Below are 15,781 nucleotides of genomic sequence, written 5' to 3'. Positions count from 1 at the left end.
TTTAAGTAATCCTCCTTATTTCAAAGTAAAACGATCATCATTACAGTCTGAATATTGGGAATAGGACTTACTATTGGATGCGTTCTCGCAATTCACTTACGCTGTTATGCAGCTATGAACGTTGTTAAATTTCAAAAACCTGAGCTAGATGTGCCGGATAGTCTTTAAGGCTTGTTGCGATATCACCATCTTTAAAAATATCAAAACAGTTATAGTCCGAGACAACTTCTACGCCGCAGAATCTGTAATTACTTGTTATATGCATTAAATAATCAGCAGTGCTTATGCCTCTAAATAACTGTTGGTTTTCATCATTAAAACTTACTTCAGGTGCATTCCAGGTACTGGAGACCATAAATTTTTTACCTTGCATTTTACCTCCTGTTCCATATTGTCGGGAGAGATCTTCTCTGGTTCTGCCATCACCTGAAAGAAATTTTTCACTGAATAAGCCACTATTGAATACTTCATCTACATATTTTTTATAGATCCATGGAGCGCCAAACCAATTAATCGGTGTCTGTAAAATTATGATGGCCGCTTCCAAATGTTTTTCTACTTCCTCGTCTGCGTTGTATCCGTTCTCGATACTCGTCTCGATGACCTCGTAGCCCTTTGATAAGAAAAATTCGTACGCCACCTGTATAAAAGCTTTATTGAGTGTTCCTTCTGACCAATTGGGATAGGGCAGATGTGCATTGATTAAAAGTACTTTTTTTATAGTTTCCATTTTATATTTAAGCATTGATAATAAAGACTGTTTTTTAAATTTGTTAGCTCTGTATTATAATTATGAAACAAAATTATTAGATGGCAGGTACAGGCAAGGAAACAGACTACTAGAAAAAAGGAAACAAATTACAGGGCGTAAATTTTTTGGAAATTTGGGGTCAGAATTAACAGATTATTTATTGATCAGGGACTGACGGTATTGTCGAGGGGTAAGATTCACCTGTTTTTTAAAGAACTTGGCAAAATAGTTCGGGTACTCAAATCCAAGTGCATACGCAACCTCGGTACTATTCAATTCTTTTTTGATCTCGAGCAATTCTTTGGCTTTTTTTACTACAAAATCATGGATATTTTCAAGGGCAGATTTATTTGTTAAATGTTTGATGATATCGCCCAAATAATTGGCCGACAAGCCTAATTTATCTGCGAAATACTGTACTGTTGGAAGCTGCTTGACGGGTTGTCTATAATACTCGTGAAGGTGTTGTTGAAAATCTGTCAGGATTCGGTTGTACTGCTTTGGATCTGTTGAAAACTGTCTTTTATAAAATGCTTCTACTAAAGAGACCAACACGTTGACGTAGGATAATAATACCGTATTATTTTTCTTTTTACTGTTATAATAAGGCATCATCAATTCAAATACCGTACGGATTTCTTCCGCCTCCGCCTGGGTCAGATACAATGCTTCATGCTGTCCATAATCCAGGTAATTTTTGAATAAAAATCGGTTCTCCGCAATGATCTTCTTTGAGAGCTGTAGATACATTCCTGTATAGGTGGGGAGCGGTGCTATATCCCAACCATTTGCGAGGTTAGGACTATTGAAAAAAACGGCTGTAATGGGCGTTGCATCTGGCGTATTACTATAAACCAGATTTATCTTTATTGAAATCCGATAAAAATCTATTAAAACAGGATCTGATGTAGACCTCATGTGAAGTGGCTGATAATAACCGATATCTATATCGTCATCTAACGGTTCTTTTAAACCTACATACTGATTATAAGACGCAAAGTTTTCGAATCGTATCATACTACAAATATATATAATTCAAGTGCTGCACGCGTAAATTATTTATTGCAGAGGACAAGAACGTTCTCATATTCTTGATTTCTTAAATGTATACGGTATTTCATACCAGATCAGTAATATTGGTAGTTTAAAGAGTAATATGTGTAATTTATTCTTCTAAATCATGCTGAATTTTGTTATTAGGATTGACTTTGTTAGTGATCTATTCTATAGCATGCGACATTGCTATTATTTAATATTTGAGCTTTTGGTAATGAATTAAAACAAGGTGAAATAGTCTCTCATTGGCATGGGCAAGTGCAGATAGCGTTTTTGATGAAATAGCGTGTTCCAGACATGGGGTAGGTTAAGTAAAGTACGAAAATTATTGTCTTAATAATCGGGTTTTCCGCAACTTTTTTTGGAAGATATTGCGTAATTTTAGTAGCCAGTTTGAAATTCCTTTTAGACAATTATTGCGGTTCTATAATGATTCGGTAGGAAGTCAAATTGCGCTTCCAGTTAGATGATGATGAAGAACCGGATATATTTTTGAATTTGATGATCTCAAATAACTTTTAACAATAACTCGATCGTATTCCTTTTTTAATTGAAAGAATTTTATGCCTGTTCCAACAAATAAATCTGAGCTACAATTAGCAATAAACACGAATTACGATAAACTGAAAAAGGACTTAAGTACTGTTCCCTATGAACGGACAGCGGTGAAGGATATGGAAGGTCATGGTAAAGGCACATTGATGAGTATCAACGATCTGCTGGCTTATTTGGTGGGGTGGGGATCGCTTGTACTCAAATGGAATAGACAAAAGGATAATAACGAGGAGGTGTCTTTTCCTGAGTCGGGATTTAAATGGAATGAACTTGGTCTACTCGCACAAAAGTTTTACGACGATTATAAAGATGACGATTTTCATGTATTAATGGATAAGTTAAACCATACTGTAGAGGCGATATTAGCATTAATAGCTAAAAAGTCAAATCATGAATTATATGAAACACCTTGGTATGACAAATGGACCTGCGGAAGAATGATCCAATTCAATACTTCTTCACCTTATGCCAATGCGAGCAATCGAATTCGGAAGTGGAAGAAAGAAAATGGTTTAAAATAAATAAAGCACCTTATTTGATAAGGTGCTTTATTTATTGCAATGTAATTCCATCTTAGGGAGGAATATCCCATTTTTTTGTTTAAATAAACGACGATCAAAAATAGGAGCTAATGCGAAGGTCACCATGCTAAAACTAACTGTAATATTTCTTTTTGAGCCAAAGACTGGCACGTACTAAGAGGATGAGGACCGGTACTTCAATCAACGGTCCTATAACGCCCACAAATGCCTGTGGGGAATGTATACCGAAGATGGCTATCGCTACTGCAATGGCTAATTCGAAATTATTTCCGGTAGCCGTAAATGATATCGCTGCATTCTTATCATAGGCGACTTTCATCGATTTATTGATGAAAAAACTTATAAAAAACATCAGTACAAAATAAATCACCATTGGTACAGCCACTTTAATAACCTGCATGGGTAATTGAATGATCTGTTCGCCTTTTAAACTGAACATCAGCACAATGGTAAATAGCAGGGCATATAACGTAAATGGCGATATTAGGGGTATGAATTTTCGATGATACCAGTTTTCACCTTTTATTTTGGGGAGAAATCTGTGACTTAAAAAGCCCGCAAAAAAAGGTATTCCTAAGTAGATCAATACACTTTTGACAACTTCGCCCATCTCTATCGATATTGCATACTTCGCAAATCCAAAATAGGAGGGCAAAACATTGATAAACAACCATACGAATAAGCTATAGAACATCACTTGAAATACACTGTTTAAAGCAATTAGAAGTGCGGCATATTCGCGGTTTCCTTTGGCTAAGTCATTCCATACGATCACCATCGCAATGCATCGCGCGAGTCCGATTAGAATTAACCCTACCATATAATCGGGTTCATCTCTTAAAAATAGCACTGCCAGTATAAACATCAAGATGGGGCCTACCATCCAATTCAGTAAAAGGGATAGACTCAGTACTTTTTTATCTTTGAATGCCAAGGGCAGTAGAGTGTAATTTACTTTAGCGAGTGGCGGGTACATCATAACGATTAATCCAACTGCCAATGGTATATTGGTGGCACCAATGGATAGGTGATCCATTACATCTGAAATACCGGGGAATACATTGCCTATTAGGATACCTAATCCCATCGCCAGGAAGATCCACAGGGTAAGGTATCGGTCTAGAAATTTCATTTTTACCTGCATCCTGAATTTTATTTAATTTGTGAAAAGACGTAAAACATTTCAGAAGCAATTTCTACGCTTCTATTCTGATAGATCTCATCCTCTTGCGCGGTATGGTCTGCTATTTTAGGATCTTCAAAAGTAATCGGTATGCGTTTTTCTGCTCCTGGAATAAAAGGGCATCCGCCATCTGCCTGTGAACAGGTCATGACTGCTGCAAAGTTGGATTCAGGATTGAAAGGGGAGTCGTATTTCTTAGAGAAACCAATCATAGGCAAAGCATTTTTATCGTATTTGAAGGCATAAACCGGATTTAAAGTCTCGGAAATGATTGTGACCTCAAGGCCCGCATTTTCGAGTGTTGCGGCAATTTTAGGAAACAGTGCCGTCTCTTCAGTACCTCCTGAATAACAGGTTACGTTTGGTATTTGGTAATGTGCAGCCGCGATCTGTGCCCAGACCTGAGAGAGGTGACTTCGACGGGAGTTATGCGTACAGATGAAATTGATATTGATAGCTGAGCCAGCTGTAACTTTATCCTGGATATAATCAATCAGGGGCTGCAATGTAGATTTGCGCCCTTGATTGATCGTTAATTTCAGTATTTCTGAAATGGTCTTTACTAGTTTTGCGTTCATGTCGGTCTAATGATTAACAACAACCAGATCCTGGTGTGCAACTGTTTGAATTTGAACTGACTACTTGCAATGGATTGGGGATGCCACAGGCATCTTGTGCCAGACAAGCTGTGGTTTTGTTCGTTAAGACGAAATTCTTACCATTGAACGCTAATCCGTATTTTCCAATTGTACCACTTTGATATTCTACTTCAATCTCGTGATCTCCGATATTCAGTTTTGTTTCGGAGAGTTCAATAATGTGTGCCAATTTTCCTGGTTTCAAACGATGTTCATAATCATCGGCATTCCATAACTGGAAATTTACGGTGTTTTCAGTACGCGTAACGCCACCGCAGTCAATAAAAGTTTTACTAATCTGACCGACTTCGGTTACGTGGAAATGCTCTGGTACAAATGTTCCATCTTCTAATTGGAATTCAACATTTTCTAATGTTGGAAGAATCTGTTTGATTTCTGATAATTTCATAGTATTTCTATTTTATTATATCGTTATATTACGATGGTTATGGTTGTAAAAAAGATTATATTATTCTGTTTTTTTGTTAAAAAGTTACGTGCCGTAAGGACTTTCTAGCAACATTTTTGATTGTTTACAGATAGAATAATGTTACCAAAATAGGCTTTTAGGATCCCGAAAGTTTTTTCATCAATGCAGTAACAGATGGATGTTCCTTCGATATTCCCTTTTATTAATCCCGCATTTTTTAGTTCTTTTAGATGCTGTGAGATTGTGGATTGTGCCAGTGGTAATTCATCAACAATATCACTACAGATACAGGCATTTACTTTCAATAGGTATTCGATAATGGCAATACGAGCAGGGTGACCAAGTGCTTTCGCAATGTTGGCGATATGATTTTGCTGTTCTGTAAAGTGAACTGTTTTTGTAGCACCCATGGTATTATGATTTGTATATCGCAATATTACGATTAATGAATTGAATTCTAAAATTTTTTTCTCAAAAAGATTTATACATGACAAAAATACTCGTCGGGTGATATGAAGAGTATCTTGACGAAGCCAAGACGCAATGTTTTAGGAGTACGTACTGAAAAGCTTATTTTATTGTTAGCATAAACGGCAAAATTCGGCAGAATAGAAATAGTAGAATTCATTTGTGAATGGTTCTGCTAAATATGATTTGGAAGGAAATGTTGCGATTATCACTATTTTACACAAAAAAAATTATAAAGGAGGTATCGAGGGCAATATTTACGTTCGAGTTAGTAAAGATTATGAAAAAGGGACTGATGATAATTTTTTCCATCAATCCCTTTTATGCTATTACTTTTGATCTTAATGTATGGTTGTGCATCACATTAAAATATAATTTCAGCGTTTAATAAACCGATACTTCTGCCATGGCGGCATTTTGGGTGAAATCAAATGCGGATTTGAAAACAAGTTTAAAATAACGGAAGGATTGGGTTGATGGTAAGTCAATGTTTTGTGGTACACTATTTTCCTGCAGGGTAAATGTTCCTAGACTGTTCCAGTCTGCGTTGTTCTGACTCACCTGAATTTCAATTTCTCTTACTTTACGAGAACCATTTCTTTGGGTAAGCGTAAAGCCGGAAACCGTTTTGCTGGTTTTCATATCTACTGTAATAAAATAGGGATATGTTTCGGGATTGCTGGACCAGCGTGAATGCCAGAATGTATTGGCATTGCCATCAATTATATTCGCTGCCCTTCCATTTTCTGCACCGGTTTCCTGATTGGTGTAATCGATCACGAGCCACTTATTTTCCCAATTAGGATCATCGGTCTTAGTCGTAAGATCCTCAGTAGGCGTAGGTAAATTGAGATTCTGTATTTCTGTATATACTGATTCATCGACTTTAAGTCCCCATTTGCGAAAAAAACCGCTTAGATTTTTACCTGAAATTGTACATGCTTTTAACATAAAATAGCGCATCTTCTGTGCTCTTGTCGTCACATTAGGTTGCTCTATTCTGGTTTCTTTGTGCAAAGTTTGATAGAAAGTATCTCCAAATGCTAACCAGAGTTGCTGGAACATGGCTAAGCGCGCAAATACGCTGGTACTTGATGCATTAAAATCTTTTTCAGCATAAGGAATGATGAGATAGTCCATGACCTCTGTCCATACGTTATCACGGGTCAGCCTCGAGTTTTGAGCGCCCATTTTTCGTTCCGCAGCCAAAGAATAAATGTTAACGGTGGTTTCACCTAATTCTTCCCATGTCCAGGCAGACTGCTGATGCATATGTCCCAGTTCATGCCACGGACCCCAGCCGTCATTTCTAGCACCGGTTACTGTGAGTAGTGTATTCATTGTGGAGGTGTAGTAAGCAGTCCGATACCAGGTGGCAACCATGAAATAGTCTGCATTATCGGTCTCGGTCATTAATATTTTATGGATATTCTCATCATGCTGTGCCGCTGAACCGTCTATACCACTGATCGCATATTCTGCTTTGACAATTTCATCGTATGTCTGCATGAGCTGTTCTTGATTTTTCAGTCTGTGGTCTAAGGCCTTTGCGCGGGAAGCGACTAACATGGTCTCTTCGCTTTCTAATAACACATCGGGTGCTTCGGTCCAGGTATTCAGCATGACCTGCCATTGTGCATTGGTAGTTTTTCCCAACACATAATGAGGAACAGGTTTATGTCCTGCTCTAAATTCAACCCGTGCTTTACCGCTAGGTGTGCTGTTGTCATTGGCATTATACCGTATATACAACAAACCACCGTACTGATCTGCCTGAATGGTATTGAGGCCCTGTGTCAGCGGAACAACTGTCGGATTCCATTTGTCTTTATAGCGTGAATAGGTGCCTATTAATAAGGTGGGGATACCTGTTCCGTCCTCCAGCTGGTCTACATAAATGGATAATGTACCACTTGGTGCTACGTAAAACCCGGTAGCGGTAAAATCTGATGCTGGAAATGATTGCCCAAGTCTTTTAGATTCTTTGACTCCCGAGGGCAGTTCATTAAAAACCTGGATGGTATCGTAGCTGATCGCTAAACTATCAACCGGGATGGTTTCGATAGGGCCTATCGTTTTTTGACAGGATGAAAAGAGGGCGATGACTGCTATCAGCCCTAATTTGATTGTGTTTTTTATCATAATTAAAGTTTAAAATTTATATAATTGATCTGTAAATCTATCCTGATATCTCCCCATATCTTTCTTGCATGATCTAAAAAAGGGGCGTTTCTTTTTGAAAAACGCCCCTGATCGCCACTTATACATCACCTAATTTTTCGTTTCTTTTCACCTTATTTCAAGTAGGATGTTTTACCTACTTATATGTTGATATTTAAAATCTAATTTAATAAATATTTATCGATAAGATATTTTTTATTTTGTTTTTAATATAATTACCTTGAAAAGGCTTATCAGTTCTTTGTTATATTGTATTTATCAGAAAATGTCACCCGATATGTCGCTGAACTATATTTGAGCTTATGTTTATTGAGAGTGATTAATCAAGAAAAACAAAGAATTGGAAAAGAGATAATGGAAGATTATTTTCAGTTTTTAAACCATATTGACGATGTCGCTTTGGAACAAGTACCTGAATATCTTTAAATTGATAAAATTACAGGAAAACTATTTATTTCGCATAAGCACTCGAATGATCCTATTTTAGAAAGAGACATTTCACAAAAGAAATAGGTCTAAGGTTTGGACAATATAATAATGCGTATCTTGAAGAGCAAGATACAGAAGGTTTCCACGAATGTAGAATCGTTGAAATATTTGATTTCAAATTTAAGAATGGCCAAATACGGTATGTAATGTCCGATTTTACGCAGTAGTATAAACATATATAAGCATGGAAAAAGATAATTTTGACGAAATAATTCGTCGCTCAATAACTATCAGGAAAAAATACCACGAGTTGGAGATGACCCATCATGGCAGCGAATGGACTGTGGAAGAAGATGCTTTAGCTTATTTAACTGATGCTGGGTTGGTCGGACGGGACATTATGTCGCAACAACTACGCTGGCCAAAAGTGGGATCGGAAGCTGAGCTGGAACATAAACTAGGGGAAAATATATGGTGGTTAATCGTATTGGCAGAAAGATCGGGCATTGATATTAAAGATGCTGTTCATAATTTTCTGGACAAAACAGAAACAGTATTAAAATAAGCGGATCGAAATCTCATAGTGTCATGAGATTTCGGTCTGCTGGATAATTAGTTGTCTTTTAGTTGTGATAACTAATTATTTAGCTGATATTTGAGTATAAAAGAATCAGCAATGGAAATAGTAGAATTTACCAAAGTAGAACACCAATTGATGCAGGTGCTGTGGAAATTAGAGAAAGCATTTGTTAAAGAAATCATACAGGAATTGCCTGAACCAAAACCTGCTTATAGCACCGTGTCTACGATGATCCGTATTTTGGAGACAAAAGGTGCAGTGGCTTACGAAGCTTTTGGTAAAACTCACCGTTATTATCCGTTGATTTCAAAAGAGGAGTATATGCGTTTCGAGGCCGATAAATTTTTGGACAATTACTTCTCCAATTCTATTCAGGATATGTTCTCCTTTTTTGTTAATGAAAAGAAAATTGACTTAAAGGATGCTGAACAGTTACTTAAGATGATTGATAAAATTAAAGACTAAGTCCTGTGGAAAACCAGCTCTACTTCATTTGGTCGAGTATCGCGATGACCATTTTTTATATGTTTTATCAATTGGTGCTCAAACGTGAGACTTTCTTTTTATGGAATCGAATTTATTTGTTAGCAACACTTTGTTTGGCGATGATGCTCCCATTGCTGAACCTTTCAGCGCTTTTTGGCTTACCACAAATGGTGCTGATGGAAATTCCTTTATCTTTTATTGCTAAAGATAAGCTGGTTTCTGTCTCGGAGATACAAATTCACCTGTTTTCTGTTTTATACTGGACTGGCGTTAGCTGCAGTGCTATATGGCTGGTCATAAAACTTGCTGTTATAAAAAATCAATTGCATTCGCAGGAGATCGGTAGAGCATTTTCATTCTGGAGAACTAAAGTTATTGATCCAGATCTATCGGATTTTGACGCAATAAATGCGCATGAAGAGGTTCATGTTAAACAGTTACATACACTGGATATCATTTTTGTCGAATTGATTGCCGTATTTTTTTGGTTCAACCCGCTCATATATTGTTATCGTAAGAGTCTTAAGTTTGTTCATGAATATCTCGCGGATGAACATGCTGTCAAATATGCCGGCAGCACTAAGCAATATGCAATGACTCTTTTTCTGAAATCTTTTAAAGTTGGACCGGTGCTGACGAATACTTTTTATAATCCTTCCTTACTGGAAGCCCGGATCAGGATGCTTCAGTGCAAGAAGTCCAGCGTTAAACACTTATGGAAATACATTGGGCTTGTGCCTATGGCCGCGCTTGTTGTGGTACTATGTTCGTGGAAGATTTCAAATTTTAGTGCGATGGATTCGGACAGTAGGGTGCAGCCTGCTATTTTTCCTGGCGGGGTTGACGCTTTTAGTAGTTTTTTGATTCAGAATTCAAAAAAGGTCTCAAATGAAAGGGGAAAAGTAGCAGTGAGTTTCATTGTCGAAGCTAATGGTGAAGTGACCCATGAAAAAGTTGAAAATGGATTAAGTCCTATAGTGGACAGCGAGGCCCTGCGTATTATTTCTTTAAGTCCGAACTGGCAACCAGCAGTCCAAAATGGTCTTCGTGTTCGATCTCTTTATCATATGAATATAAATTTTAATCCTGATAATCAGTAGTTTATATTTATTTATTACATTATTAGTTGTGATGACTAATAAATTAGTTGTATAACTAGTTTGTTAGTTGTATGTTTGGGTATACCAATTTATACCAAACATGATCGGCATTCTGATTTTTAAATCCACTCGATTTTATAGCTATTTAGGCTTACTATTATGCAGTTTGATGTCTGCTCATGCACAGGAAAGAAAGAATAATGTGTTTGGAGCTGTTGTTAATGAAAAGAATATATTTATACCTTATGCTCAGGTTAGTTTAAAAAATAGTCTTGATTCAAACACGGTAAAGACGGTATTGGCAGATAGTTTGGGAAATTTTGGTTTTGCAATCGCATCTGGTAAATATTTGATTGAAGTGAAGAGCATGGGTTATAGGTCAGCTTATACTGTAACTTTTGAAGTTACTGCGGTATCGAGTATAAACCTAGGGAGTATTGCACTCCAAATTGAACCGACACAGTTAGGTGTTGTGACGGTTGATGCAAAGCTTCCTTTTATCGAAAGGAGGGCAGATAAAGTGATCGTCAATCTGAATGGTCTTGGTTCCGGAGCTCCATTAATGGAGGTTATGAATCAGTTGCCGGGGGTTACTGTTGATGCATCAGACCTAATTAGTCTAAACGGCAAATCGGTTCAGATTTATATTGATGGTAAAGTGAGCGCACTTTCGGCAGATGCATTGTCTGGTCTGCTGAAGGGTATTTCTTCGGCAGCAATTGAAAAAGTTGAATTGATTAGTCAACCTTCTGCTAAATATGATGCGGCCGGAAATGGTGCCATCATCAACATCATCCGAAAACGTAGTTACAAAGGCGGTCTAGATGGTAATGTTTATGCAGGAGCTGGGAAAGGGACTTATGGAAAAGCGAATGGTGGTGTCAATCTCAATTATAAAGGAAAAGGTTATAATCTGCTGCTGAATCTGGATTATAATTACAATAAGTATTTTTACAACACGGACATTGCAACCAATTTTTTAGATGATGCGGGGACAGTTGTTGGGGAGTCGATATCGAAAATGAAGAGCACGAGGGCTATTGCCAACTACACACCCAACTTGGGAATGGATTTTTATTTATCCAAGCGTACTACTTTATCTGCCTCTGTTAAGCCTGGTTTTCAAACATCGTGGCGGGATGGAGTAGCGCATATTGAAGAAGTGGATGTTATTGCTAAAAGTAAGTCACTTTCTGTGTTTAGCAACGACGTTGCTGTTTATGCAGGTAACTTTTCGACCGGACTGCGTCTGCAACATCAGATCGATACTGCGGGAAGGGATCTAACAATGGATCTGGATTATTATCGCTATGCAAACTATAATGATCAAAATAATAGAACAGTTTCTTTCGATCCTTTCGATGATCAGCCGAGCGTGATTGCTCAAGATCGTATCCTTCATGTATATGCTTTTAAAACGGATTATGTACAGCCTTTGGGTAAAGGGCGTCAGTTCGAGATGGGAATGAAAACGAGTTTTGTGTTTTCCGACAATAGTAATGATTTCCGGGAAGGGGCAAGCCATCAGAACGATCTATTTGATTATCAGGAAAACATTTCGGCTCTCTACTTGACATATGGTGCTACTGGTGAAAAATTTTCATACCAACTGGGTATCAGGGGTGAGTATACGTATGGACAGGGAGAGGAGCAATCTGGAAAGAACAGCTTTAATAAAAATTACTTTAATCCTTTTCCGTCGGTTCACGTTGACTATAAGCTAACTAAAAATCATAATCTTAGTCTCGGGATCAATAAAAGGATTGAACGCCCTGGTTATGAAAGTTTAAATCCACTGATCCGGATCATTAACAGTAATAACCTGCAACAAGGAAATCCTGCATTACGACCTGTACTGGCTTATAATGCTGACTTGTGGTACGGGTACAAAAATGCGTTTTACGCAGGTGTTACTTACAGTTACAGTGTAGATGATTTTACCAATATAACTGTGCCAGTGGAAGATGTTGTAGTCACAACATTACCGGGAAATGCGGATCATGCAGGTTACTTTACGCTTCAGGCGATGTATGGCAAGCAGGTATTACCGTGGTGGTACACCAGTTCTAATGCGATCTTGTCGAAGCGCCCGTTTAAAGGAGAGTTTGATGGTATTTTGCTTCAGACTGATGGCCGTTATAGCATCTCCGCCACTTCTTATAATAGTTTTTTGCTTCATAAAAACTTCTCTTTTTTATTCCTTTTTAATTATCGAGGTAAAAGTGTGGAACGAAACATCAGCAATGAAGCTTTTGCTTATTTAACAGTAGGAGTAAGGCAACAGTTTCTAAAGAAACGTGCTTCTGTGCAACTTAATGTGATGGATGTTTTTAATTCATATAAGAATAAGTTCCAACAAAATAGTGGGCCAATACAGCAGAACTGGCGTAATCATATTGAAACGCGTATGGTGAAACTGAATCTTACTTATAGTTTTGGAGGTTCGATTAAAAATACGAAGAAAGTGAATGCTGCTGAAGATGAGAAAAACCGAAGTGTGGTACGTGAAAATTAAATGGGAGATGATGTGACAAGATGCTAACGGGCTAGCGTAAGAAAAAAGACTGATGACCATTCGGACTGATCTCAAAAAGTGTCAACCATTTTTGGGACAGTTTATTGTATCCATCAGCCTCTTTTCAAAGCACTCTTGAAGGTTAGAATCTTGCTATTATATCTGCATTATTTTGAAAAATATCCTTGAAGGTTTCATTCATTCCTTAGAACATCACTACAATGCGGTTGAGAGGGTATAACTTTTCCATTGTTCAACATCATGGGTGATGAAATCCATTTTTTTGTAGACGACGTCATAGGCATCACTACCTAAGAACAAATGCACCGGTGGATTTTCTGTTTTGCTTATCGCGATTAGTACATCGGCCGCTTTTTCGGGATCATTGGGCTGATTGCCATCAATGTCATTCAAGTGTGCTTGTTCAGATTGGCGGGCTGCTTCGTAATCTGCTATGGTATGCTGCGGTGTTTTGACCGATCCTTTAGCAAGGAAATCGGTGCGAAAATATCCCGGATAGACAACCGTTGCTTTTATTCCGAAACCTTTTACTTCTTCAGCTAAACTTTCTGTTAAACCTGCAACAGCAAATTTTGTGGCACAATAAATACCCCAACCTGCAAATCCACCTGAATAACCACCTATTGAAGCGATATTGAAAATATGTCCCGATTTATTTTGACGTAAATGGGGCATTACGTTTCGAATGATATTCAAGGTGCCAAAGACATTGATGTCAAAACTGCTTCTTGATTCCCCGTCCGTTAGTTCTTCTATGGTGCCTATCTGTCCAAAGCCCGCATTGTTGACAACAACATCCAGTTGCCCAAAATGTGCGATACTTGTTGCAATTGCTTTTTTTACATCCTCGTTATTGGATAAGTTTACTTCTATCGGAAGGAATAGATTCGATATAGCGCCGATTTCTTTGATTAATGGTTGCGTGTTCCGTGATGTTGCAATTACCCGAAATCCCTCTTGTAGTAATTTTTTTACTAATGATAAGCCTAAACCTTTCGAGGCTCCTGTTACTAACCATACTTTTTGTGTTTCCATCGTTTTGATTTTTATGATAACACAAATGTAGGGCGACGATGAGGGAAGGGATAACGAAAAGCTAACAATACCTTACGAAATTCTAACATTTCGAAATTGAGTCGGATTAATAGCTAAGTGTTTTTTGAAAAAATTATTGAAATGGGTCACCTCGGTAAAGCCTAATGCAAATGCAATTTCAGAAACGTTCCAATCGGTTTGGATTAAAAGAACTTTAGCCTCTTGGAGCAATCGTTCGGCAATGATTTGAGTTGGCGTTTTATGTGTGGTTTCTTTTACTGCTCTGCTCAAATGATTGACATGTACAGCCAATTGACCTGCAAAATCTGATGCGGAACGGAAGTGAACTCTTTGTCTTGCATCTTCAATGGGAAATTGCCTTTCCAGTAATTCTAAAAATAAAATAGCAATACGGTGTGAGGCACTGATCTCCTGCTTTTCAATCTTTTTTGCGGGTTGCATTTTTAAGGTCTGATGCAAAATTTCAAATACCAGATTTCGCAATGCATCGTACTTGTGCACATAATCGGAATCGATTTCTTCGAACATACTCAGGTAAATATGTTTTATGTTTTCGTTTTGTTCGTCGTTAAGTTCAAAAATAGGGGTTCCATTGGGCTGGAAAACTTCGTAATTTCTTAAATTTCCAAAATGATGAAAAAATGAAGGTGTAAATACACAGAAAAAACCAGACTGCTGGTCATCGAGAGACTCCCAATTATAGGGAATCTGGGGATTGGCAAATAATAGTGCCTGTTTTTTTATCTCGATTTCCTTATCGGCATAATAAATTTTGTTTTTACCAATAATCAAGCTGATTTTATAATAGTCTTTTCTGCTGTATGGAACTGGTTTAGCATGGCTGCCAACAAAATCATCAAGCCTGAATACATTGAAATGGCCAATCTCTTTTCGGATATTGTCAGGTACCCAATTGAGTTTGGTTTTATAAAAATCTTCGATTGATTGTGTCTTTTCCATTTTTCAAAGTTACAAAAAACAAATATATGGTAGCGTGTTCCTTTTTGTAAATTCATCCTTATGGCTATACCCAAAGCAGTAGTTTTTAAGAATTTCCGTATGCGTGATTGTTTGTGAATATCGATAGTCAAAAGGAATAAGATTTGCAATTAAATATGAATCCATTATATCCAAGACTTGAGCTGAAGGACTATGTTGTTTTTTATTTGGAATTAATCTAAACAATATAGTATCTTAGCGACCTCGAAAATGAAAACGCACTGGGTCAATATTACAAAAGGGGATAAGAAAAGTTTCTTTGTTTTCTATGATGCTATTTATAGGTCTCTGTTCCAGTATGGTATGGTTATCGGTAAAGATAGAGAAATCGTAAAGGAATCGATCCATATTCTATTTTATGAACTTTGGGAAAAGCATGAACGCCTACCGCAGGAAATCAAAGATCCTAAATTCTATGTCTTTGTTTGGTTGAAGAGGATTATATACCGGCAACTTAAATCGCAACAGTCTTCGCTGGAGAGTATACTAAATGAACCTTTTGAAGAATCTGTGGAGGATCAAAAAATAAAGGTCGAAGAAATCATCGAGAAAGAGCAGTTGCTGCATGCCGCGCTGGCCAAGCTCACCAAAAAACAGCGCCACTACATAGATCTGAAATTTTTTCAGAACAAGTCCTATGAAGAGATTGCAACCGAGGAAAATGCGGCCGTTCGGACCGTATATAATGTTATTTACGAAGCCATAAAGAGCCTGAAAGGTAATTTAACGCCTATTTTGATTTTTATTTTAAATTATTATAAATAAAATAGGTAAAATTAGAAGGTTTCATG

The 15,781-nt window shown here is 37.4% G+C and carries 15 protein-coding genes; 6 read left to right on the top strand and 9 right to left on the bottom strand.

All coding sequences use genetic code 11. From position 1 onward, the window contains the following. Positions 1-124: 124 nt before the first annotated feature. Together WH188_RS23780 and WH188_RS23775 are read right to left on the bottom strand one after the other, a co-directional pair. Positions 125-730: an NAD(P)H-dependent oxidoreductase gene (locus WH188_RS23780; protein ID WP_339424702.1), complete on the bottom strand. Its 606-nt coding sequence runs from the start codon at positions 728-730 to the stop codon at positions 125-127. A gap of 174 nt (positions 731-904) precedes the next feature. Then, entirely contained in the window at positions 905-1,768 is an 864-nt protein-coding gene (locus WH188_RS23775; protein ID WP_021188927.1) for a helix-turn-helix domain-containing protein, read from the bottom strand. 602 nt (positions 1,769-2,370) lie between these two features. Here WH188_RS23775 and WH188_RS23770 point away from each other — a divergent pair. After that, the gene (locus WH188_RS23770) at positions 2,371-2,883 is read left to right on the top strand and encodes a ClbS/DfsB family four-helix bundle protein (RefSeq protein ID WP_132767398.1); all 513 of its coding nucleotides are present in this window, start codon (positions 2,371-2,373) and stop codon (positions 2,881-2,883) included. 133 nt (positions 2,884-3,016) lie between these two features. Here WH188_RS23770 and arsB read toward each other — a convergent pair whose 3' ends face one another. The 5 genes from arsB to WH188_RS23745 form a co-directional block, all read right to left on the bottom strand. Beyond that, the gene (arsB, locus tag WH188_RS23765) at positions 3,017-4,048 is read right to left on the bottom strand and encodes an ACR3 family arsenite efflux transporter (protein WP_132767400.1); all 1,032 of its coding nucleotides are present in this window, start codon (positions 4,046-4,048) and stop codon (positions 3,017-3,019) included. Between the two features lie 8 nt (positions 4,049-4,056). Then, positions 4,057-4,665 (bottom strand): arsenate-mycothiol transferase ArsC, encoded by a 609-nt coding sequence (locus tag WH188_RS23760; protein WP_132767402.1) that lies wholly within the window; start codon positions 4,663-4,665, stop codon positions 4,057-4,059. A 13-nt stretch (positions 4,666-4,678) separates the two neighbouring features. Next, entirely contained in the window at positions 4,679-5,134 is a 456-nt protein-coding gene (locus tag WH188_RS23755; RefSeq protein WP_339424701.1) for a DUF6428 family protein, read from the bottom strand. A gap of 104 nt (positions 5,135-5,238) precedes the next feature. After that, positions 5,239-5,565, bottom strand: coding sequence for an ArsR/SmtB family transcription factor (locus WH188_RS23750; protein ID WP_132767406.1), 327 nt, complete (start codon positions 5,563-5,565; stop codon positions 5,239-5,241). Positions 5,566-6,007: 442 nt separating this feature from the next. Further along, complete coding sequence (locus WH188_RS23745; RefSeq protein ID WP_339424700.1) at positions 6,008-7,765, bottom strand: M60 family metallopeptidase; 1,758 nt, start codon at positions 7,763-7,765, stop codon at positions 6,008-6,010. Between the two features lie 712 nt (positions 7,766-8,477). Here WH188_RS23745 and WH188_RS23740 point away from each other — a divergent pair. The 4 genes from WH188_RS23740 (at position 8,478) to WH188_RS23725 (ending at position 12,914) form a co-directional block, all read left to right on the top strand. Continuing rightward, positions 8,478-8,798, top strand: coding sequence for a MazG-like protein (locus WH188_RS23740; protein ID WP_021192058.1), 321 nt, complete (start codon positions 8,478-8,480; stop codon positions 8,796-8,798). A 111-nt stretch (positions 8,799-8,909) separates the two neighbouring features. Continuing rightward, complete coding sequence (locus WH188_RS23735) at positions 8,910-9,278, top strand: BlaI/MecI/CopY family transcriptional regulator (RefSeq protein ID WP_021192059.1); 369 nt, start codon at positions 8,910-8,912, stop codon at positions 9,276-9,278. Between the two features lie 5 nt (positions 9,279-9,283). Beyond that, complete coding sequence (locus WH188_RS23730; protein WP_132767410.1) at positions 9,284-10,399, top strand: M56 family metallopeptidase; 1,116 nt, start codon at positions 9,284-9,286, stop codon at positions 10,397-10,399. Positions 10,400-10,499: 100 nt separating this feature from the next. Beyond that, a complete protein-coding gene (locus WH188_RS23725) occupies positions 10,500-12,914 on the top strand; it encodes an outer membrane beta-barrel protein (RefSeq protein WP_168126265.1) in 2,415 nt (804 codons plus the stop codon). A gap of 216 nt (positions 12,915-13,130) precedes the next feature. Here WH188_RS23725 and WH188_RS23720 read toward each other — a convergent pair whose 3' ends face one another. Then, a complete protein-coding gene (locus WH188_RS23720) occupies positions 13,131-13,970 on the bottom strand; it encodes an SDR family NAD(P)-dependent oxidoreductase (protein ID WP_339424699.1) in 840 nt (279 codons plus the stop codon). Between the two features lie 72 nt (positions 13,971-14,042). Next, on the bottom strand, positions 14,043-14,951 hold the full coding sequence (locus WH188_RS23715; RefSeq protein WP_132767416.1) for a helix-turn-helix domain-containing protein: 909 nt from the start codon (positions 14,949-14,951) through the stop codon (positions 14,043-14,045). 249 nt (positions 14,952-15,200) lie between these two features. On the opposite strand from WH188_RS23715, the gene WH188_RS23710 reads away from it, so the two are divergent. After that, a complete protein-coding gene (locus WH188_RS23710; RefSeq protein ID WP_132767418.1) occupies positions 15,201-15,755 on the top strand; it encodes an RNA polymerase sigma factor in 555 nt (184 codons plus the stop codon). The last annotated feature ends 26 nt before the right edge of the window (positions 15,756-15,781 follow it).

The organism is Sphingobacterium sp. MYb388 (assembly GCF_037479535.1).
Taxonomy (GTDB): Bacteria; Bacteroidota; Bacteroidia; order Sphingobacteriales; family Sphingobacteriaceae; genus Sphingobacterium; species Sphingobacterium anhuiense.
The sequence above is the reverse complement of the archived record's forward strand: the minus strand, read 5'-3'. Positions and strand labels throughout refer to the sequence as shown.